14 protein-coding genes are annotated in these 20,176 nt (G+C 65.8%); 6 read left to right on the top strand and 8 right to left on the bottom strand.

Going from position 1 to position 20,176, the window contains the following annotated elements; genetic code table 11:
• The 6 genes from HIM68_RS12310 to HIM68_RS12285 all read right to left on the bottom strand — a co-directional run bounded on the left by HIM68_RS12310 (nucleotide 1) and on the right by HIM68_RS12285 (nucleotide 8,603).
• On the bottom strand, nucleotides 1-1,458 hold the full coding sequence (locus HIM68_RS12310; protein ID WP_172172559.1) for a lipase family protein: 1,458 nt from the start codon (nucleotides 1,456-1,458) through the stop codon (nucleotides 1-3).
• 438 nt (nucleotides 1,459-1,896) lie between these two features.
• The gene (locus HIM68_RS12305) at nucleotides 1,897-3,327 is read right to left on the bottom strand and encodes a cytosine permease (protein WP_172172557.1); all 1,431 of its coding nucleotides are present in this window, start codon (nucleotides 3,325-3,327) and stop codon (nucleotides 1,897-1,899) included.
• Between the two features lie 241 nt (nucleotides 3,328-3,568).
• Nucleotides 3,569-4,708: an acyl-CoA dehydrogenase family protein gene (locus HIM68_RS12300; RefSeq protein ID WP_172172555.1), complete on the bottom strand. Its 1,140-nt coding sequence runs from the start codon at nucleotides 4,706-4,708 to the stop codon at nucleotides 3,569-3,571.
• Between the two features lie 141 nt (nucleotides 4,709-4,849).
• Entirely contained in the window at nucleotides 4,850-5,992 is a 1,143-nt protein-coding gene (locus HIM68_RS12295) for a CaiB/BaiF CoA-transferase family protein (RefSeq protein ID WP_172172553.1), read from the bottom strand.
• A 218-nt stretch (nucleotides 5,993-6,210) separates the two neighbouring features.
• Entirely contained in the window at nucleotides 6,211-7,434 is a 1,224-nt protein-coding gene (locus HIM68_RS12290) for an acetyl-CoA C-acetyltransferase (protein WP_172172551.1), read from the bottom strand.
• 275 nt (nucleotides 7,435-7,709) lie between these two features.
• The gene (locus HIM68_RS12285; protein ID WP_172172549.1) at nucleotides 7,710-8,603 is read right to left on the bottom strand and encodes a LysR substrate-binding domain-containing protein; all 894 of its coding nucleotides are present in this window, start codon (nucleotides 8,601-8,603) and stop codon (nucleotides 7,710-7,712) included.
• 110 nt (nucleotides 8,604-8,713) lie between these two features.
• On the opposite strand from HIM68_RS12285, the gene HIM68_RS12280 reads away from it, so the two are divergent.
• Together HIM68_RS12280 and HIM68_RS12275 are read left to right on the top strand one after the other, a co-directional pair.
• Entirely contained in the window at nucleotides 8,714-9,658 is a 945-nt protein-coding gene (locus tag HIM68_RS12280) for a CoA transferase subunit A (RefSeq protein ID WP_172172547.1), read from the top strand.
• Nucleotides 9,655-10,437: a CoA-transferase subunit beta gene (locus tag HIM68_RS12275; protein ID WP_367647524.1), complete on the top strand. Its 783-nt coding sequence runs from the start codon at nucleotides 9,655-9,657 to the stop codon at nucleotides 10,435-10,437. Before HIM68_RS12280 ends, HIM68_RS12275 begins: the two co-directional genes overlap by 4 nt.
• Nucleotides 10,438-10,636: 199 nt before the next feature.
• Here HIM68_RS12275 and HIM68_RS12270 read toward each other — a convergent pair whose 3' ends face one another.
• Together HIM68_RS12270 and HIM68_RS12265 are read right to left on the bottom strand one after the other, a co-directional pair.
• The gene (locus HIM68_RS12270) at nucleotides 10,637-12,172 is read right to left on the bottom strand and encodes an MFS transporter (protein WP_172172545.1); all 1,536 of its coding nucleotides are present in this window, start codon (nucleotides 12,170-12,172) and stop codon (nucleotides 10,637-10,639) included.
• A 399-nt stretch (nucleotides 12,173-12,571) separates the two neighbouring features.
• The gene (locus tag HIM68_RS12265; RefSeq protein WP_139906688.1) at nucleotides 12,572-13,474 is read right to left on the bottom strand and encodes a LysR family transcriptional regulator; all 903 of its coding nucleotides are present in this window, start codon (nucleotides 13,472-13,474) and stop codon (nucleotides 12,572-12,574) included.
• Between the two features lie 89 nt (nucleotides 13,475-13,563).
• On the opposite strand from HIM68_RS12265, the gene HIM68_RS12260 reads away from it, so the two are divergent.
• The 4 genes from HIM68_RS12260 (at nucleotide 13,564) to hutI (ending at nucleotide 20,111) form a co-directional block, all read left to right on the top strand.
• Nucleotides 13,564-15,387 carry an acyl-CoA dehydrogenase family protein gene (locus tag HIM68_RS12260; protein WP_253903929.1) on the top strand — a complete coding sequence of 608 codons (1,824 nt, stop codon included), beginning with the start codon at nucleotides 13,564-13,566 and terminating at the stop codon, nucleotides 15,385-15,387.
• The gene (locus HIM68_RS12255; RefSeq protein WP_172172543.1) at nucleotides 15,384-16,580 is read left to right on the top strand and encodes a CoA transferase; all 1,197 of its coding nucleotides are present in this window, start codon (nucleotides 15,384-15,386) and stop codon (nucleotides 16,578-16,580) included. The genes HIM68_RS12260 and HIM68_RS12255 overlap by 4 nt, the downstream gene beginning before the upstream one ends.
• Before the next feature lie 279 nt (nucleotides 16,581-16,859).
• Nucleotides 16,860-18,581, top strand: coding sequence for a urocanate hydratase (gene hutU / locus HIM68_RS12250; RefSeq protein WP_139469446.1), 1,722 nt, complete (start codon nucleotides 16,860-16,862; stop codon nucleotides 18,579-18,581).
• A 258-nt stretch (nucleotides 18,582-18,839) separates the two neighbouring features.
• On the top strand, nucleotides 18,840-20,111 hold the full coding sequence (gene hutI, locus HIM68_RS12245) for an imidazolonepropionase (RefSeq protein ID WP_172172541.1): 1,272 nt from the start codon (nucleotides 18,840-18,842) through the stop codon (nucleotides 20,109-20,111).
• Nucleotides 20,112-20,176 lie beyond the last annotated feature (65 nt).

Genomic DNA, 20,176 nt, shown 5'->3' with positions numbered 1-20,176 from the left:
TCACAGCCTCCAGCAGCTGTCGAGCGGAGCCTTGCCCGCGAAGGTGCGGGTGGTGAAGGTTTCGATTCGCGGCAGCGCGGCGACGTAGCCGCCGACATGCGTGGGCCCGAGGTTGTCCTCGAACGCCACCTTGTGGCCGGCTCGGCACCACGTCGAGGCGAGTTCCTTGCCCTGATCGAACGAGATGACGTCGTCGAGGCGGCTGTGATTGACCAGCAGCGGAACATCCGGCACCTCGGCCTTGCCCAACCGCTGCCGGTCAACGATGTCCGTGAAGTTCTCGTCGATGATGTCGGTGAATGACTCGCCGTTCTTCGTCAGCGACTTCCCATCCGTGAAGGCTGTCGAGAGCAGGGCTTCGACGGTGCACTTGTCCGCTGTTTCGGCCACCATCTTCTGCCCCTTCTCGTTGAGGAAGTCGCTTGTATCGATGTCGGCCTGCTCGGCGAACCCGACGACACCGTACAGCGCGAATGCCGTGTAGACGCTCGAGAGCCCGGACACCGTCTTGTGCAGATCGACGGGCACTGCGCCGGCCGAAGCCGAGGCGATGTTGAGCTCGGGTGCCCACTCCTTCTGGAGTTCCAGGGCAGCCGTCGTGGCATGACCGCCCTGCGAGTAGCCGCGCAGCTGGAGTTTGGTGTCCTCATCGATCTCGCTGCCATCGACCTGCTGGACGGCACGTGCCGCATCGAGGACAGACCGACCCTCTTCGACGCGATCGACGAAGTGGTGAGTGCCCTCGGTGCCGAGGCCCATGTAGTCGACGACGACGACAGGATGCTTCGCGGCCAGGGCCGAGGCGACGGAGATCCCCTCGTACTCGGTTCCCATGCCCAGCTGACGGCTGGGAGCGCACTTGTCGGCGATGCCCTGAGTGCCCGGCGAGATGACGACGGCATCGTCGGCATGGCCGCTCGCGCCGTTCGGAGTGAGCAGGGTGGCGGTCGCGGCTCGGGCCTGGCCCTTCTCATCAGTGGTCTTGTACATGAAGACCGTCGACTTCGCGTCATGCTTGATGAGTTTCACCGGGTCGAGGTAGAACTCCGAGTCGGCCTGCTTGAGCACTGTTCCGTCCTCGCTCGGCAGCGAGTCCGGGGTCTGATAGAAATCTCCGGGGACTCCTGATGCCGGCAGGTCTTCCTGCGCGGCTGCGTATTCGACGTCGGCGGGTGTGAGCTCGTCGGTCTTCTCGACGGCTTTCTTCGCCTGTTCGACGCTGATGCCCTCGGGGACTGATTCGCGGTCGAGTGTGCTCGGATCCTCTGCCGCACGGTCATCGAGGAACTGTTCGGCCTCGGCATCGGTCTGCGGAACGAGTTCGGCGGCGTGGGCCGGCGCGGTGGTCGTGCACAACGTGAGTGCGAGGCCGACGACGGCTGCGGCGCTCAGGGCCTGGAGGCGACGACGGGGCCCGTGTGAGGAGGTGGTCGGCAGTGCTGTAGTTGGCGTGCTCATAGGCGGTGGTCCTGTTCTGCCATGTCTCTCGGCATTGAGAAGGTGCGGGACAGTAGTGTCGGTGCAGATCGCGGTGGAGTGCACCGTGACGGTGAGGTAAGTGTGGTGACGGGGTGCCGTCGGCCAGAGTGTTCACCGTTGGACGCCCTGATTGTGACAGGCACCACACACATTACTTGATAGTAGAACTGAGTGGTAGTTAAGTGGCTGATTCGGTCTGCTGCCGAGCGTCTGGCGTCGGTGGGTCGGCGCATCCTGCGGGTGGATCCACCCTGATTTTCATGCAAGTTTCGAGGTGGATCCGCCCACAGGGGACACGACGACGGCCGCCGGTCGGCAGCGAAGCACGTTGCCGGCCGACGGCCGTTGGAGGAGCGGAACCACCCCGCCGAGGTCAGCTGTCCGGTTGGGGCAGCGCCGCCTCGGTGAGGGTGGGGCTCACTTGCGCTCGAGTTCCTCGAGGCTGGGGTAGATCGTCTCCTTCGGGGCGACTCCGTGGTTGCGGATGAGCACGAAGTAGAGGACGAAGGTGACGACGATGCCCACGAGCCACGAGATGTCCGCGCCGCCGAGTTTGGCGACCAGCGGTCCGGTGTAGAAGGACTGAGCGAGGAACGGGATCTGGATGACGACGCCGATCCCATAGGCGACCAGCGCACGCCAGTTCCAGTTGCCGTAGCGACCGTGGCGGTCGTAGAACGCGGGGATGTCGAAGCGGTCCTTCGAGATGAGGTAGTAGTCGGTGAGGTTGATGACGCTCCAGGGCGTGAACACCATGAGCAGCGCGAGCACGAAGTTCTTGAAGTTCGCGAGGAAGTCCGCCGAGGCCAGCAGCGCCACAAGCACGGTGAGGGTGACGATGCCGATGACGAAGACCGCGCGGGTCCAGCGACGGATCGTCGCCTTGTTGCCGAAGGAGGTGAGGATCGTCAGCGTGCACATGAACGCACCGTAGGCGTTGAGCGTGTTGACGGTGAGCTTGCCCAGCAGGATGACGATGAAGATGAGGAGCGCGAAGACGCCGCCGCCGACGATGTCACCGACGTAGGCGACCTGGTTCTCGACGAATTCGTTGCCGGATTCCGTCATGGCGGCGGCCCCGATGAGCGCGCCGAGGGTCATCGACCACTGCGATCCGATGACCGATCCGCCGAAGGTGAACCAGAAGGTCTTCGACGACGGTGTCGACCGCGGCAGGTATCGCGAATAGTCGGCGACGTAGGGGCCGTAGGTCAGCTGCCAGCCCACGGACAGGGCGATCGCGGAGAGGAAGGCGGGGAAGGCGAACGACGAACCTGAGATCAGTCCGGGAACGTCGACCTGCGTGAGCACGCAGTAGGTGATGAAGAGGAACCCGAGCAGACCCGTCACCGAGGAGATCCGACCGAGCACATGGATGTACTTGTATCCCAGCAGGGCCACCAGGGCGGTGAGCGCGCCGAAGATGACGATGCCGATCCACGGGGTCTGCACGCCGATGATGAGGTTGACTGCCTGACCGGACAGGACCGCGCCGGTCGAGGCGAAGCCGATGTACATGAGCACGACGAGCACGAGCGGGATGATCGCACCGATGATGCCGAACTGGGCACGCGAGGAGATCATCTGCGGCAGTCCCAGCTGCGGACCCTGCGCCGAGTGCAGCGCCATGACGATTCCGCCGATGATGTTGCCGATGAGCAGGCCGATGATGGCCCACAGCGCGTCGGCACCGAAGACGACGGCCAGAGCCCCGTCGACGATCGCAGTGATCTGAGTGTTGGCGCCGAACCACAGAGTGAACTGGGAACGTGGCGTTCCGTGACGCTCGGCGTCAGGTACCATCTCGATGGACCGCTTCTCGATCCCCGAATTGGTCGTACTAGCCATGATTGTCTCCTTTGAACTGATGGACCTGGTTCAGTGTGGCACCACTGCACAACACCCGACGAGGTCCAGATCACACTTTCTGTCCGAAATATCGGAAAATCTCGCCGAGGCGGCCCGGAACGTCCGGACATCGGAGCGGGGGTCCGAGGAGCGACCGACTCGCCCTCAGATACCGTGCCGATCGTAGACTCCGACACGTTTCGGTGCTGTTTCGCGCCCGGTCTCCCGGCCGCACCGGCCGCTATTTCGACAGAGAGCGCGCGATGATCGTGCGCTGGATCTCTGACGAGCCTTCGTAGATGCGGTAGATTCGGGCATCTCGAACGTAGCGTTCGAGCGGAAAGTCCCGGGTGAAGCCGTAGCCGCCGTGGATCTGCAGGGCTTCATCGGCGATGTACGCGGCCGCCTCGGAGGCGGCGAGCTTTGCCGTGGCCGAAGACCGGGTGAAATCGACCCCCGAATCGCGCTGTTCGGCGGCGTCCATCGTCAGCAGCCACGCCGACCGGTACTTCGTGTACATGTCCGCGAGCTTGAACGCGATGCCCTGCAGGCGGCCCAGCGGTTTCCCGCTGATCTTGCGCTCGCCCGCCCAATCCACGGCGGCGTCGAGAGCGGCCTTGCCGATTCCCAGGCTCATCGCCGCGACCTCGATGCGACCACGGTCGAGCACGCGCATCGCCGTGGTGAAGCCCTCGCCTGCGTTCCCGAGGAGGGCATCCTCGGGGACGACCGTGTCGATGACGAATTCGAAGACCGGGCTGCCGCGCAGGCCCATCGTCTTCTCCGGGGGATTGAAATCCAGCCCCGCCGAGGCGGCGGCGGTGTCGACGATGAATGCGCTGATGCCCTTGTGGCCGGCATCGACGTCGGTCTTCGCATAGACGATGATGAAGTCCGCGAAGCCGGCGTTGGTGATGAAGCACTTCGTGCCCTTGAGATGCCAACCACCGTCGACCCGTGTGGCCTTCGTCGACATCTCCGCCGGGTTCGAACCGGCACCCGGCTCGGTGAGCCCGAAGGCACCGATGACCTCGCCGGCAGCGGCACGTGGCAGCCACGCTTCGCGTTGGGCATCGGTGCCGCCGAGGAGGATCGAGTCGGTGGCGAGGAACTGCGCGGTGACGATCGACGCGGTCGATGCGCACGCCTCGGTGATGGCGGCGACCATCTGGCTCATCGCCACCGAACCGACGCCGGGCCCGCCGAATTCCTCGGGCAGGTTGAGCCCCATGACCCCCACCTCGGCGAGGGTCTTCAGGGTTTCGTCGGAGACGCGTTCGTTCGCGTCGGCGGCCGCGGCCTGTGGGACGAGGACGTCCTTGCTGATCGTGGCGACAGCGTCGACGAGTTCCTGTTCATCGGCGGTGATGTCGAAGGCCATAAGAGTGCTCCTTTGCAGTGGGGATCGGTTCGATGGAATTGGACGGGGTCCCGACCAGGAAGATCGGCGGATCCCGACGGAGAGGCCAGGGGATTCGTGCGGAGTGCGCCGCCTCGGCGAGGTCGGCGCCAGCTGGTCAGGTCAGGGTGCGTCGGTGGGTGCGGCGAAGTCGGCGTTGTGTTCGCCGAGACGGGGCGCCGGAAGCGCGGACGCAGGGCGGGTGCCGTCGACGAGGAGCGGGTGGCCGAGGAAGGCGTGCCCGGACCGGGGGTCGGTGGCAGTGAGATCGCGATCGGAGCCGATGGGGCCGGTGACCGCCTCGGCGAAATCGAGGACGGGAGAGTTCGGGATTCCGGCGGCATCGAAGATCCCGCACAGCTCGCTCACGGTGCGCCCGGTGGTGAATTCTTCGATCTTGATGCGCAGAGCCTCGTCGTTGTCCGATCGATGGCCGTCGGTGGCGAAGCGCGGATCGGTGGCCAGCTCCGGCTTGCCGAGGGTCTGGGCAAGAGTACCGAAGAGCCGGTCGTTGGCCACGGCGATGACGAGGAGTCCGTCGGCGGCGCGATAGGTGTCGAACGGTGCCGAAACGGGGTGGCGGTTGCCGACCCGGGTGGGGGCGGATCCGGCGGAGTGGAGGGAGGCGTTCGTCGGCTGCATGGCGAGCATGACGTCGAGCATCGGAATGTCGATATGGGCACCTTCGCCGGTCGTCTGGCGGTGGAAGAGCGCCGAGGAGATGCCGAAGGCGGCGAAGACTCCGGCGGAGACGTCGGCGATGGATTCGCCGACTCGGGTGGGGGAGCCGTCGGGGAAGCCGGTCGAGGCCATGAGCCCGCTCAGGGCCTGGATGACCGTGTCGTAGGCGGGGCGTTTTGCTTGGGCGCCGTGCTGTCCGAAGCCGGAGATCGACGCGTAGACGATATCGGGCTTGACGGCCTTGAGGTCCTCATAGGACAGGCCGAGCTTTGCGGCGACTCCGGGCCGGAAGTTCTCGACGACGACATCGCAGCTCTTGATGAGATCGAGCAGGCGAGCGTGGTCTTCCGGGTCCTTGAGATCGGCCTCGATCGAGCGCTTTCCGCGGTTGAGGCCGGTGAAGTAAGTCGACCCGGAATCTGTGAAGGGTCCGAGATGTCGGGAATCGTCCCCGTGGCCGGGCATCTCGATCTTGATGACCTCGGCGCCCTGATCGGCGAGCATCGCCGTGGCGTAGGGACCGGCGAGGACTCGGGAGAAATCGGCGACCCGAACCCCGGTCAGCAGCTGCTTCGTTGCGTTCATGTTCCTCATCCTCGGCGCTGACCTGGGCGAAGACAACGGGGTCTCCGCGGATTTCGTCCGAGGTGCCGGACTGGATCGAGCGCTGACGGGCGGTCCGTCCCTGGGGTGGCTTGAGTCGGCGTGAAGGGCCGCCCGCGACAGACGCGGACGGCCCTTCACTCGGCCTGGGATGAGCTGCTGGCTCCTCGAGTCGATCAGCCTCAGGCGAGGCCGTCCTGTCAGGCCACGCGTTCGAAGACGGCTGCCATGCCCTGGCCGCCGCCGATGCACATGGTCTCGAGGCCGTAGCGCGATTCGCGGCGATCCATCTCGCGCAGCAGGGTGGCGAGGATGCGCCCACCGGTGGCGCCGACCGGGTGGCCGAGTGAGATGCCCGAGCCGTTGACGTTGAGACGCTCGGCGAAGTCGGATTCGGACAGCTTCCATTCGGTCGTGCAGGCGAGCACCTGCGCCGCGAATGCCTCGTTGAGTTCGATGAGGTCGATATCGTCGAGTTCGAGACCCGCCTGCTGCAGTGCCTTCGCAGTCGCGGGGACCGGGCCGATGCCCATCGTCTTCGGCGGCACTCCGGCTACCGCCCAGCTGCGCATGCGGGCGAAGACCCGCAGACCGAGCTCGGCGGCCTTGGCTGCGGTGGTGACGATGCACAGCGCGGCACCATCGTTCTGGCCCGAGGCATTGCCGGCGGTCACCGTGGCCTCATCGTCGGACTTCCCGAGCATCGGCTTGAGCTTCGCGAGCTTCTCGACCGTCGATCCGGGACGGATGTGCTCGTCGGTCGTGATGACCTGTTCGGGGGTCTTCCTGGTGGCCGGCAGCGTGATCGGCACGATCTCGTCGGCGAACTTCCCTTCTTCCGTCGCCGAGGCGGCCCGACGGTGCGATTCCACGGCGTAGGCGTCCTGGTCCTCCCGCGAGATCTTGTACTCCTGACGGAGGTTCTCCGCGGTTTCGATCATTCCTCCGGGCACCGGGTAATCGTTGCCGCCGGCGGTGAGGCGGCCGCGGACGAGACCGTCCTTGAGTTCGATGTTGCCGCCCTTGACGCCCCAGCGGATCTCCTCGTTGAAGAACGGTGCGCGGCTCATCGACTCGACGCCGCCGGCAACGACGAGGTCGGCGAAACCGGCTGAGATCATCGCGTGGGCGTCGGCGATCGCCTGCAGGCCGGAGCCGCAGCGACGGTCGACCTGGCGGCCGGGAACGGTGATCGGCAGTCCCGCATTGAGGGCGACGACGCGGCCGATCGCCGGAGTCTCCATGTGCGGGTAGCAGTTGCCGAGGATGACATCCTCAATGGCCTCGCCCGGCAGGTTGGTCTTCTCCAGCAGAGCTGCGAGGACCTGTCGGCCGAGCTCCTCATGCGGAACGTTCTTGAACTGTCCGCCGAATCCGCCCACGGGGGAGCGGAGAGGTTCGCAGATGACGATGTCTTCGGACACAGAGTCTCCCTTTGGGTTGTGATCGAGCCGTCCTGCTGCGGCGGTGAGGCATCGATCCCTTCGGCATCACTGCCGATGCTGATATCAATACATTCTGATTTATGAACATATCCGAATAGATCGCGAGAGACAAGAGGTCATCTCAATGAATGGGCATCCGACGCCCCGATGGCGGATGTGCCGACGGCGGACGCGTGCGCGGTGAACGATGGTGGGGTCGGTCGCGTGGGCGGCGGGTGTGGAGGTTTTCCGAACGGCGGTGAGACCGGCCGAGCTCAGCGGACTGTCGGCAGGACCGCCTCGGCGACATCGAGGACCGTGCTCAGGGCTGCGTCCTGTTGGTCGAGGCGGTATGCGAGGTGAAGCTGGGTAGCTTCGTTCGGGAGATCGAGCGGCACGGCGGTGATCCGCGAGTCGTAGCCGGCGGCGACGGAGTCGAACGTGATCGTCACACCCATTCCGGCGGCCACGAGCGCAGAGATCGACTGCGAATCGGGGGCCTCCTGGACCGTGCGCGGGCTGAACCCGGCATCGAGGCACAGGCGCATGGCGGTCTCGCGCAGGTTCGAATTCGGGCGCGCGGGCAGGAGGACGAAAGGCTCATCGGCGAGCTCTGCGACGTCGATCTTCTTCCGATTCGCCAGGAGATGTGAACTCGGCAAGGCGACACATGGGCGCTCGATCGCCACTGGGCGACCCGCGATGAGCGGAGGCCGCCGACGCCAGCGGACCAGCGCGAGGTCGAGAGTGCCGTCCATAATCCTCTCGAGGCCTTCGTCGGCATAGACCGTCGACTCGAGGTGGAAGGCGATGCCCGGATTGCGTTCGTGCGAGGCTGCCACGAGGGTGGCGGCGAGGTCCCGGGAGGATGGATGCGAGTAGCCGAAGCGCACGCGTCCGACCTCGCCGCTGGAGGAGCGGTGGACGGATTCGATGGCGGCCTGCTGGGTGGCGAGCATGTGTTTGGCCGGTTCGAGCAGAGCCTCACCGGCGGGGGAGAGGCTGACTGAGCGCGTCGTGCGTTGGAACAGTGAGGCGCCGAGTTCGGTCTCCAGGGAGCGGATGGTGCGGCTCAGCGGGGGCTGGGCCATGCCGAGGCGTTCGGCGGCGCGGCCGAAGTGGAGTTCCTCGGCGACGGCGACGAAGGCGCGGATCTGCTGCAGCTCCACTGTGTTCTCCTGTATCAGGCGGTCCGGGCGAATATCTTAATTATTGCATGAATTGACAATAATCACAGAGATATTTTGCGGATTTCGGTAATTGCTATAGCCTGCGAACCATGCACAGTGACACAGTCGTCAGTCTGCCTGAGGCCATCGAACGCTACGTCGAGGACGGGGCCACGGTGGCGCTCGAGGGGTTCTCCCACCTTATCCCGTTCGCCGCCGGACACGAGATCATCCGACAGGGAATCTCCGGACTCACCTTCTGCCGGCTCACCCCCGATCTGCTCAGCGACATGATGATCGCCGCCGACTGCGTCGATCGCCTTGTCTGCTCCTTCTTCGCCTCCGGTTCGGCCGGCAGCCTCTACGAGGTGCGGCGCCGCATCGAATCGGCCGACCCGCGGCCGCTCGCGGTCGAAGAGTACTCACACCACGCGATGACCCTGCGCTATCACGCCGGAGCCGCTCGCCTGCCGTTTGCTCCGATCGGCTCCTTCGTCGGCTCCGACATCCCCGGCATCAACCCGGACATCCGCTCCGTCGTCGACCCGTATTCGAGCAAGAAGACGTACGTCGTGCCGCCGCTCAACCCCGACGTCACGATCATCCACGCCCAGCGCGCCGACCGTCACGGCAACGTCCAGATCTGGGGCATCACCGGCACTCAGCAGGAAGCCGTCTACGCGGCCGACCATGTCATCGTCACCGTCGAGGAGATCGTCGACGACGAGGTCGTCCGCTCCGACCCGAACCGCACTCTCATCCCGGCTCACGCCGTCGACGCGGTGTGCGAGGTGCGAACCGGGGCGCACCCGTCCTATGTGCAGGGCTCCTACGATCGCGACAATGCCTTCTATCGCGAATGGACCGCGATCTCGAAGGACCCCGCCCGGCTGCAGGAGTGGCTCGACGTCCATGTGCGCAGTACCCGCGATCATACCGAGTACCTCGAATCGATCGGTCACGATCGTCTCCGCGGTCTGCTCGTGGATCCGCGCCCCTCGGGCGTGGTCGATTACGGACGCCGGACGCAACCGAGCGAAGGGAGCCTGAAGTGAGCACCGCCTCGGCGAAGGACTTCACCGAAACCGAACTCATCGTCTGTGCGGCTGCGAAGATGCTCGCCCGCAGCCGCACCGTCTTCGCCGGCGTCGGGCTGCCCACGCTGGCCGTCGACCTCGCCCACCGCACGGTGAATCCGAACATCCAGCTCATCTACGAATCCGGGGTCGCCGGCGCGCACCCCGAATCGATGGCCGAAGGCATCGCGGACTCCGTCGTCGTCTCCGGCGCCGAGGCGGTCGTCAGCATGCATGCCCTCTTCGGCTACGTCCTCCAAGGTGGGAACGTCGATGTGGGATTCCTCGGCGCTGCGCAGGTGGACCGGTTCGGTTCGCTCAACACCACCGTCATCGGTGACTGGGAATCTCCGAAAGTGCGCCTGCCCGGTTCGGGCGGCGCCGCCGACATCATGGCCAATGCCGGAGAGGTCTTCGTCGTCCTCCGCCGCCATGACCCGGCCGCCTTCCCCGCCGAACTCGACTTCGTCACCTCGGCCTCGCCCGTGCGCGCGGCGGAGCAGCCGGACTTCATCCAACCGCGCGGATTCGGCGTCTCCACCGTCATCACACCGTTGGGGATCCTGCGACGGCGTGAGCGCCTCGGCGAGCTCGAACTCAGCGAGATCCACCCGGGAGTGACCGTCGGGCAAGTGCAGGCGGCGACCGGCTGGGACCTCGCCGTCGCCGAGAATGTCACGCAGACCCAGGCGCCGACGGCCGAAGAAGTGCGCCAGCTCCGTGACGAGATCGACACGGTCCGCCTCTACCTGCGCTGAGGCGAGGGCGGGCTGACTCCTGCGCAACGGCCCTGTTTACGACGGATAGCACATGTTGCAACTAGTGCTATTGGTCGTAGACAGGGCTGCTGGCGCTATTTGGCCGAAGAAGTCGGGGACGCAGTTCTGCGACCACACAACGTGATGCGGCCCCAGTCCAATAGGAACTCGGAGCCGCACCGTTGTTGAGGCGGAGTCCTCAGGGAGTGACGGGAGCGCGCGCCGGTGCGGGTTCGGAACCCGCTCCTGTGGCGTCGGCCGCCGACACGGAATGGCTCGTGCCGACCGCGTCCGCGGAGTCGGCGGCCGGAGCGGAACCGGCGGCCGGCTTGGAACCGGTCGCACCAGGCGCGCCCGTCGGGTCGGCGTCGCGCTCGGCCTTCTCGGCGGCGAGAGCTGCGGCGAACTCCTCCTCGTCGGCGGCCTCGGCCCTCGAGTTCTCGCTGGCCGTCCAGCCGGTCTTGTTGAGCAGGATGAGCGTGCAGACGAGGGAGACGAGCGCATAGCCGGCGCTGAGGATCGCCACCGGAACGATGGATCCCGAGCTCGTGTACATCCACTGTGCGGCCGCAGCGGTGCCGCCTCCGACGGTCATCGAACACAGCTGGTAGGCCAGCGAGATGCCCGTGTACCGGACCCGCGTGGGGAACGCCCGGGCGATGATGCCGCCGATGCCGGCGTAGAACAGCGAGTGCGGAACAGTCGCAGCGGCCATGGCTGCCAGCGCGATGCCGGGATGGCCCAATTCGATCGCGAAGAACATGAGCGGCATGAGGACGAACTCCGGCAGGATGATCCAGAAGATCGCCTTGCGCATGTCCTTGACCCGGTCGAGGATGATCGCGCCGAAGGGCTGGACGATGAACTGCACGACGAGCGCGAGCGTGACGACGGCGAGGAACGTCGACGAGCTGTACGCCCAAGAGTGAGAGGTGTCCGTGGCCCAGGCCGTGGCGAACGTCGTCTTGAGGTAGGTGACCTGGATGAGCGGCAGCGCACCAGCGCCGAGGAGGATGAGCACCCAGTGCTTCCTGATCGCCTCGAAGGCGGGAACCTTGGCGACGGCGTCCTTCTTCTTCACGACCTTCATGTTCTCCGGCTCTTCGAGCTTGAGGCGGATGACGAGGCCGATGACGATGAGGAAGATCGAGGCGAGGAACGCGATCCTCCAGCCGTAGAGGAGGAACTGCGGAGTCGGCAGCAGCGCGAGGAGGAAGAACATGCCCGAGGAGATGAGATTTCCTGCCGGTGATCCCTGCTGGGCGAAGGCCGAGTAGAGGACTCCCTTGCCCTTCGGGGCGTTCTCGCTGGCGATGAGCACGGATCCGCCCCATTCGCCGCCGACCGCGATGCCCTGCAGGATGCGCAGGCAGGTGAGGATGATCGGAGCGGCGATGCCGATGGTCGCATATCCGGGCAGCAGTCCGACGAGGAACGATGCCGCGCCCATCAGCACGAGGGTGACGACGAGGGTCTTCTTCCGGCCGTACTTGTCACCGAAGTGACCGAAGATGATGCCGCCGAGCGGACGAGCGAGGAAGCCCGCCCACAGCGTGACGAAGGAGAGCAGAGTGCCGACGCCGGCAGGCAGGGTGTCGGGGAAGAAGACATGCCCGAAGACCAGCGCCGAGGCGGTTCCGTAGATGTAGAAGTCGTACCACTCGATGGTGGTTCCGATGAATGATGCGATTCCGGCTTTGCGAGCGCGTTTCGCGGTGTTGACCGAATCAGACATGCGATTCCTCTCAGGTGGAGCGTCATTGCGCCGACCGATGCCAGGCGTCGCTGACGTGGCATGGGTGCTCGTTCACCGTAAGTTGCCCTAGTGGGCCGCGCAAACACTTTTTGGTTATGTCGTCATAACCTAGAGTGATGCTATAGCTGAGTTCCCTTATGTTCTGCGGCTTACCGGGCCGTAAGACGCGAGGAGAGAATTTCTGCTGATACTGGCACAGGTAGTCGAGTAACGGATTGTTGCGCGATGTGTATCAGAGTGCGGCCATGCCGTCGCCGAGGCGGCTGTGCCCACGCGTGAAGCGAAGCGGATGCGCTCGCTCGCCGTTGCGGTGCAGGGCGGGGTGGGGCCGCCCGGTTCCAGCCGGGCCGGAGTGTCCGTGCGGCGGGGCTCGGTTCCTCAGTCGGCGACCGGGTCGGCGAGTGATTCCGAGGCGATGACGAGGTCGAGGGCGAGGTCGCCGATGAGTGTCGACTGATCCTCCCGGCGGACGGTGATCCATGCCTGCGGGGCATTCGGCCGAGTGCCGACCCGAGTGAAGATCAGTCGCTCATCGCCGTGGTAGCTGCGGGCCACCGGTGAGGGGACAAGCGAGACGCCGAGTCCGTGGGCGACCATCTCGACGGCGGCCGACCAGCTGGCTGTCCGATGGTGGATCTGCGGTTCGAAGCCGTGCGTGCGGCAGATGCCGACGACGGTATCGTGGTAGATCGGGGACGCGCTCTTGCGGAAGATGACGAACGGGGAATCGACCGCCTCGGCGATGGTGGTGATCGGTGAGCCGGCCGGAGCACACAGCCAGAACGATTCCCGGGCAGCCGGAGTGCAGACGACGCCGGGATGTTGGAGGGGCATGTGTCCGCAGGCGATGTCGATGTCGTGGCCGAGCAGCATGTCCGACTGCGCCGCCGAGGTGGCCTCCTCGGTGGTGACAAGGATGTCCGGGTGCGCTGCGGAGAAGTCCGTGATCGTCTGCGGCAGGCCGCGATGGAGGAAGGTGGCCACTGTGCCGATCGAGATCGACGTCGGCGCCCCCGTGTTCACGGCCGCCGCATATTCGTTGAAACGGTGGGCGGCTCCGACGGCGGACTTCGCATAGGGCAGCAGCGCCTCTCCGGCGGCGGTCAGCTTCGTCACGGGACTGCGGTGGAACAGCGGTTTGCCGACGAAGTCCTCGAGTCTCTTGAGTTCGGCGCTCAGCGCCGGCTGTGAGATGTTCACCGCGTCGGCGGCGAGCTGGAACTTGCCGTGCTCTGCCAAGGCGATGAAGTACTGGAGGCGCTTGAGACTCGGTTCAGCCATAACCGAAGATTATCAGGGATAAGAGAAATGTCTTTGTCAGCCCCAGGTTCTCGGGCATACGGTCGAAGAAACCATCAAAGGAGATTATCTTGCGTGAGACTGCTTCGTCGCCCGATACGACCATGACCCCCGTGCCGGACAGCTACGGCATCGACCGCTTCGCCGACGACCGGTCGCTGAAGGACCTCCTGCCGCTCTACCTAGACGAGAAGCTGCTCGCGCACCTCCGGCCAGTGTTCGAGGACCTCGGGCCCCGCCTCGGCGGAGAGCTCGACGACCTCGCTCACGATGCCGACGTCAACCCTCCGGTGCTCAAGCACCGCACCCGCAACGGCGCCGATCAGCAGTCGATCGAGATCCATCCGGCCTACCGGCGCCTGCAGGAAGTCGCCTTCGGCGAACTCGGACTGGCCGCAATGAGCCACCGGCCCGGTGTCCTCGATTGGGACGAACCGATGCCGCCGATCGTCAAATACCTCCTCGTCTACCTGTTCACGCAGGCGGAATTCGGGCTGCTGTGCCCGGTGAACATGACCGACTCGCTCACCCGCACCCTGCGCAAGTACGGTTCACCCGAACTCGTCGAGCGCTTCATCGGCGGACTGACGAGCACCGATGTCGACACCCTGACCCAGGGCGCGATGTTCATGACCGAACAGGACGCCGGCTCCGACGTCGGTCGTGCGACGACCACGGCCGTCGACAACGGCGACGGCACCTGGGCGCTGACCGGTGAGAAGTGGTTCTGCTCGAACGCCGACGCCGAACTCGCCATGGTCCTCGCTCGCCCCGAGGGTGCACAGCCCGGAATCAAAGGCATCGGACTCTTCCTCTTACCGCGCACTCTTGAGGACGGTTCGCCGAACTCCATGCGCATCGTACGCCTCAAGGACAAGCTCGGCACCCGGTCGATGCCCAGCGGCGAGATGAGCCTGCAGGGAGCGACGGCCTACCTCGTCGGCGATATCGGACGCGGATTCGTGCAGATGGCCGATATGGTCAACTCCTCTCGCCTGTCCAACGCCGTGCGCGCGGCCGGCCTCATGCGGCGGGCCTTCGGCGAGTCGAAGTTCATCTGCCGCAATCGCGAAGCCTTCGGTTCGACGTTGAGCAAGCTGCCCCTGCAGCGTCGCCAGCTCGCGAAGATCATGACGACCACGGAACAGGCGCTGTCGATCTCCCTGCACACGGCGGACGTCTTCGCCCGGGCCGATGCCGGTGATTCCGAAGCCGCCTCGGTGCTGCGCATCCTCACCCCGCTCATCAAGTTCCGCGCCACCCGCGACGCCCGCAAGGTCACCGCGGACGCGATGGAGATCCGCGGCGGAGTCGGCTACATCGAGGAATACGGCGACGCCCGCGTCTTCCGCGATTCCCAGCTCGGATCGATCTGGGAGGGCACCTCGAACATCGTCGCCCTCGACGTCATCCGCGCCGCCCACCGGGCGGGCACACTCAAACCGCTGTTCCTGCACCTGGAGACGCTCATCGCCGAGGCGGCCGACCTCTCGGCCGCGTTCCGCAGCCAGATCCAATCGCTGAGCTCGACGCTGCTGCACGCGCTCGAGTCCACGCCCGAAGGTGTTGAGCAGGCACGGGTGCGTCAGCTCGCGACCGCGACCTACAACCTCGTGTGCGCGTCCATCATGGCCTCGGAAGGCGCGCGGATCGGAGACAGCCGCGGCGACTGGTCGCGCATCGTCATCGCCGCACTGGTACTGCGCCACAAGCTGATGCCGCAGAACCCGCTCGTCCCGGTCGTCGAAGACGATGCCGTACTGGACGCCCTCATCGACGGTGCCGGCATGGGCCGGGACGAAGCGTTCGCGGCTGTCGAGGAGATCCTCGGCGAGGGTGGAGCAGCTCAGTCCGCCGAGGATGGAACTGCGCGTTCCGGAGGGAGCGGGCAGTGAGCGCGGGAGCACTCTCCGGGATCACGGTCGTCGATCTCTCGCGCATCCTCGGCGGGCCCTATTGCACGCAGATCCTGGCCGATCACGGTGCCGAGGTCATCAAGGTCGAACCGCCGGCCGGCGACGATACGCGCAGCTGGGGGCCGCCGTTCGTGGCGCCCGAGGTGTCGAGCTACTTCGCCGGGATCAACCGGAACAAGCGGATGATCACCCTCGACCTGCGCACCGAGGAGGGACAGGAGGCGCTGCACGGGCTGCTGGCCGGGGCCGATGTGCTCGTCGAGAATTTCAAGACCGGGACCCTGGCGAAGTGGGGGCTTGACCCGGTGTCGGAGATTCCGGACCGCTACCCGCACCTCGTGCACGCGTCCATCACCGGTTTCGGCGATGACGGTCCGCTGGGCGGACGGCCCGGATACGACGCGATCATCCAGGCAATGTCGGGTCTGATGTCGGTCAACGGGGACGAGTCGACCGGGCCGATGCGCATCGGCATGCCCGCCGTCGACATGGTCACCGGGCTGAACGCGGCCATCGGCGTGCTCATGGCGCTGCAGGAACGGGTGACCAGCGGGCGCGGTCAGCGGGTCGAGACGACGCTGTTCGACTGCGGGATCTCCGTCATGCATCCGCACCTGCCGAACTTCTTCGGCGGTGGAGCCGTGCCGAAGCTGTCGGGCAACGACCATCCGAACATCGCCCCGTATTCGGCGTTCGCGACCGGGGCCGGGCAGGTATTCATCACCGCCGGAAACGACGGACAGTTCGCCAAGCTCGTCGACCACCTCGGTGCTCCGGGGCTCGCCGAGGACCCGCGGTTCGTCGACAATGCCGCGCGTCTGGGAAACAGGGATGCGCTGCGGGTCGAACTCGAAGCTCTCATGGTTTCGACCTCGGCGGAGAAGCTGTCCGAGGAGCTCATGAGCATCGGCGTGCCCGCCGGTCCGATCCTCGACGCCGCCGAGGTGGTCGAGCATCCGCATACCGCGCACCGGGAGATGGTCGTGGAGATGGGCGACGGCTACCGCGGAGTGGCCTCGCCGATCAAGCTCGCCCGGACTCCGGCCAGCTACCGGATCTCGCCGGTGCAGCCGGTTGCGGAGGTCGCCGGCGGGGACGATGGCGAAGGGCAGTATGGCGCGGAGGTCGACGGTCGGGTGTACGCGGCTGTCGAGGAGTCGGCGAGGATCTGAACGAAACTGCCGGGGCTGCCTCGGTGGGAAATCTGTGTGGGTGGCGCGTGGAACCGACCAGTGCTGCGCGAGTCTCGGGGAGCGGCGAACCCGGCATCGATTCATCTATGTCCGAAATGTCGGACGGAACTTGATGCGGGCCACTTCCGCATTCTGCTCCAGTCGTCAGAATGGATGGTGTAGTCAGAGCCGACAGCGCAGGGGAGCCCACACCTCGGCGCGACGGCGAAGCGGCAGCCAAGCATCCGCCTCGTCGGACACAGCGACAAGGAGAATCCCATGACCACCAAGCCGTCGTTCACTCAGCACGACCCGTCCCGCGTCATCCGTGCCGACCGCGGAACCGAGATCACCGCGAAGTCCTGGCAGACCGAAGCACCCAAGCGCATGCTCATGAACAACCTCGACCCCGAGGTCGCCGAACGTCCCGAGGACCTCGTCGTCTACGGCGGCACCGGTCGCGCCGCCCGCTCCTGGGAAGCCTACGATGCGATCGTGCGCACCCTCGACGACCTCGAGGACGACGAGACCCTGCTCATCCAGTCGGGCAAGCCCGTCGGTGTCATGCGCACCCACGAATGGGCCCCGCGCGTGCTCATTGCCAACTCCAACCTCGTCGGAGACTGGGCCAACTGGGAGCACTTCCGCGAGCTCGAAGCCGAAGGCCTCATGATGTACGGCCAGATGACCGCCGGGTCCTGGATCTACATCGCCACCCAGGGCATCCTCCAGGGCACCTACGAGACCTTCGGCGCCATCGCCCGCAAGCGCTTCGACGGCACCCTCGCCGGAACCCTGACCATCACCGCCGGCTGCGGCGGAATGGGCGGAGCCCAGCCGCTGTCCGTGACCCTCAACGGCGGCGCCTGCCTCATCATCGACGTCGACAAGACCCGCCTCGATCGCCGCAAGGGCAAGCGCTACCTCGACGAGGTCGAAACCGACCTCGACACCGCACTGGCCAAGGTCATCGAAGCGAAGAAGAACAAGCAGGCCCTGTCCGTCGGACTCGTCGGCAACGCCGCCGAGATCCTCCCGCTCATCCTCGATCGCCCCGAGGCTGCTGAAGTCGACATCGTCACCGACCAGACCTCGGCTCACGACCCGCTGTCCTACCTGCCGGTGGGCGTGAGCGTCGACGACTGGCACGAAGAGGCCGAGCAGGATGCGGAGAAGTTCACCATTCGCGCCGAGGAGTCCATGGCCAAGCATGTGAAGGCCATGGTCGAATTCCAGGACCGCGGCGCCGAGGTCTTCGATTACGGCAACTCGATCCGCGACGAAGCCCGCAAGGCCGGCTATGACCGTGCCTTCGAATTCCCCGGTTTCGTCCCCGCCTATATCCGCCCCCTCTTCTGCGAAGGCCTCGGACCCTTCCGCTGGGTCGCGCTGTCCGGCGACCCGAAGGACATCGAGGTCACCGATCAGGCGCTCAAGGAGCTCTTCCCCGAGAATGAACACCTCCACACCTGGCTCGACGCCGCCAATGAATACGTCGAGTTCGAAGGCTTGCCGGCACGCATCTGCTGGCTCGGCTACAAGGAACGCCACCAGGCCGGTCTGCTGTTCAACCAGCTCGTCGCGGAAGGCAAGATCTCGGCCCCGATCGTCATCGGCCGTGACCACCTCGACTCCGGTTCCGTCGCCAGCCCCTACCGCGAAACCGAATCCATGCTCGACGGTACGGACGCCGTTGCCGACTGGCCGCTGCTCAACGCCCTGGTCAACACCTCCTCGGGTGCGACCTGGGTGTCGATCCACCACGGCGGCGGCGTCGGCATCGGCCGCTCCATCCACGCCGGACAGGTCTCCGTGGCCGACGGCACCGAGCTGGCCGCTCAGAAACTGGCACGCTTGCTCACGAACGACCCGGGCATGGGCGTCATCCGCCACGTCGACGCCGGTTACGATCGCGCCTCCGAGGTGGCCGAAGAGCGCGGTCAGCGCGTGCCGATGATCCCCGAGCTCGACAAGCGCGACGAGGAATCCGCCGCACAGTAAGCAGTAAGCGACGTTGCGTCGACGGCGCGGTCGCTGAATAGCTCAGAAAAAGGTGAGTAGCCCGGTTTCAAACTTGGGCTACTCACCTTTTTCTGGGCCGCGGGGAGTTCCCGACCGAGCCGGCGGGCGGGTTCACCAGACCCCCATCACTCGGCCGTCCGAAATATCGGACAAATATCTGCGGGAGAGGTTCTGCCCCGCCACCGAGCGGTCCATACTGAGAGGGAATCATTCTCGATCGGAAAGGCCCGACTCGCCATGCAGCTCATCACCGGCATCAGCGAACTCGTCGTCAACGACCTCGACACCCTCGGCGAGCTGGGCATCATCACCGATGCCGCGCTGCTCATCGACGACGGTCGGATCATCTGGTCGGGACCGTCCGCTGAGGCGGACACGGCGGTGTCGAGCCGCCTCGGTGAGAGCGTCGGAAAAGGCCTGAACGACGATGACATCGCAAACGGGGAAGTCACCTCGGCGAATGACCTCGGCGGACTCGAGACGATCGACCTCGGTGGCAAAGCCGTCATTCCCGGCTTCGTCGACAGCCACAACCACCTCATCTTCGCCGGTGATCGGTCCGAGGAATTCGCGGCCCGGATGGCCGGACAGAAGTACTCGGCCGGGGGCATCGCCACCACCGTGGCCGCCACCCGCGCAGCGACGGAATCCGAACTCGAGGCCAACCTCGTCCACTTGCTCGAGCAGGCGAAGCGGCAGGGAACGACGACGTTCGAGATCAAGTCCGGCTACGGGCTGACCGTGCCCGACGAGATCCAGGCCCTCGACATCATCAACCGGCACACCGAAGAATCGACCCTCATCGCCGCGCACGTCGTCCCGCCGGAGTTCAAAGACGAGCCGGAACGCTACGTCGACCTCGTTATCGACGAGATCATCCCGGCGGCCGAAGGTAAGGCGAAGTGGATCGACGTGTTCTGCGAAACCGGTGCCTTCACCGAGGTCCAGACCCGGCGGATCATCGAAGCCGGCAAGGCCGTCGGGATGAAACCGCGGCTGCACGCCAATCAGCTCACCGAGGGCGGGGCGCTCAAACTCGGCGCGGAACTCGGTTGCGTGTCCGTCGACCATGCGACGTTCGCCTCCGATGAGGACCTCGCCGTCCTCGCCGAGGCGGGCACCGTCGTCACCCTGCTGCCGAGCATCGAATTCTCCACCCGCCAGCCCTACCCCGACGCCCGCCGCTACGTCGACGCGGGAGTATCGCTGGCGATCGCCAGCGACTGCAATCCCGGGTCAGGGTTCTCCAACAGCATGCCGTTCGTCATCGCCATCGGCGTCCGGGACATGCACTTCACCGTCGAACAAGCGGTGTGGGCAGCGACAGCCGGCGGGGCCAACGCCCTGCAACGCACCGACGTCGGCCACCTCGGAGTGGGGGCCCGCGCCGACCTGGCCATCCTCGACGCACCCAGCTACCGCCACCTGGCCTACCGGCCCGGTGTGCAGCTGGTCGAACGCGTCTACTCCGGCGGTGAGCTCATCGTCGACAATCGACCCCGCGACTGAACCACCTACCCATCAGCACGGTGCGTCGACGGCGAGGAACCACCTCGGCGTCGACGTATGAGAAC

The sequence above is a fragment of the Brevibacterium sp. CT2-23B genome (genome assembly GCF_013168765.1).
Lineage (GTDB): Bacteria > Actinomycetota > Actinomycetes > Actinomycetales > Brevibacteriaceae > Brevibacterium > Brevibacterium sediminis.
This window is presented reverse-complemented; position numbering and strand designations above follow the sequence as displayed.

What these genes read in the sequence shown, in the direction of transcription:
- HIM68_RS12310 (WP_172172559.1), bottom strand. Translation starts at nt 1,458, where the DNA reads ATGAGCACGCCAACTACAGCACTGCCGACCACCTCCTCACACGGGCCC.
- HIM68_RS12305 (WP_172172557.1), bottom strand. Translation starts at nt 3,327, where the DNA reads ATGGCTAGTACGACCAATTCGGGGATCGAGAAGCGGTCCATCGAGATG.
- HIM68_RS12300 (WP_172172555.1), bottom strand. Translation starts at nt 4,708, where the DNA reads ATGGCCTTCGACATCACCGCCGATGAACAGGAACTCGTCGACGCTGTC.
- HIM68_RS12295 (WP_172172553.1), bottom strand. Translation starts at nt 5,992, where the DNA reads ATGAACGCAACGAAGCAGCTGCTGACCGGGGTTCGGGTCGCCGATTTC.
- HIM68_RS12280 (WP_172172547.1), top strand. Translation starts at nt 8,714, where the DNA reads ATGCACAGTGACACAGTCGTCAGTCTGCCTGAGGCCATCGAACGCTAC.
- HIM68_RS12270 (WP_172172545.1), bottom strand. Translation starts at nt 12,172, where the DNA reads ATGTCTGATTCGGTCAACACCGCGAAACGCGCTCGCAAAGCCGGAATC.
- HIM68_RS12265 (WP_139906688.1), bottom strand. Translation starts at nt 13,474, where the DNA reads ATGGCTGAACCGAGTCTCAAGCGCCTCCAGTACTTCATCGCCTTGGCA.
- hutU (WP_139469446.1), top strand. Translation starts at nt 16,860, where the DNA reads ATGACCACCAAGCCGTCGTTCACTCAGCACGACCCGTCCCGCGTCATC.
- hutI (WP_172172541.1), top strand. Translation starts at nt 18,840, where the DNA reads ATGCAGCTCATCACCGGCATCAGCGAACTCGTCGTCAACGACCTCGAC.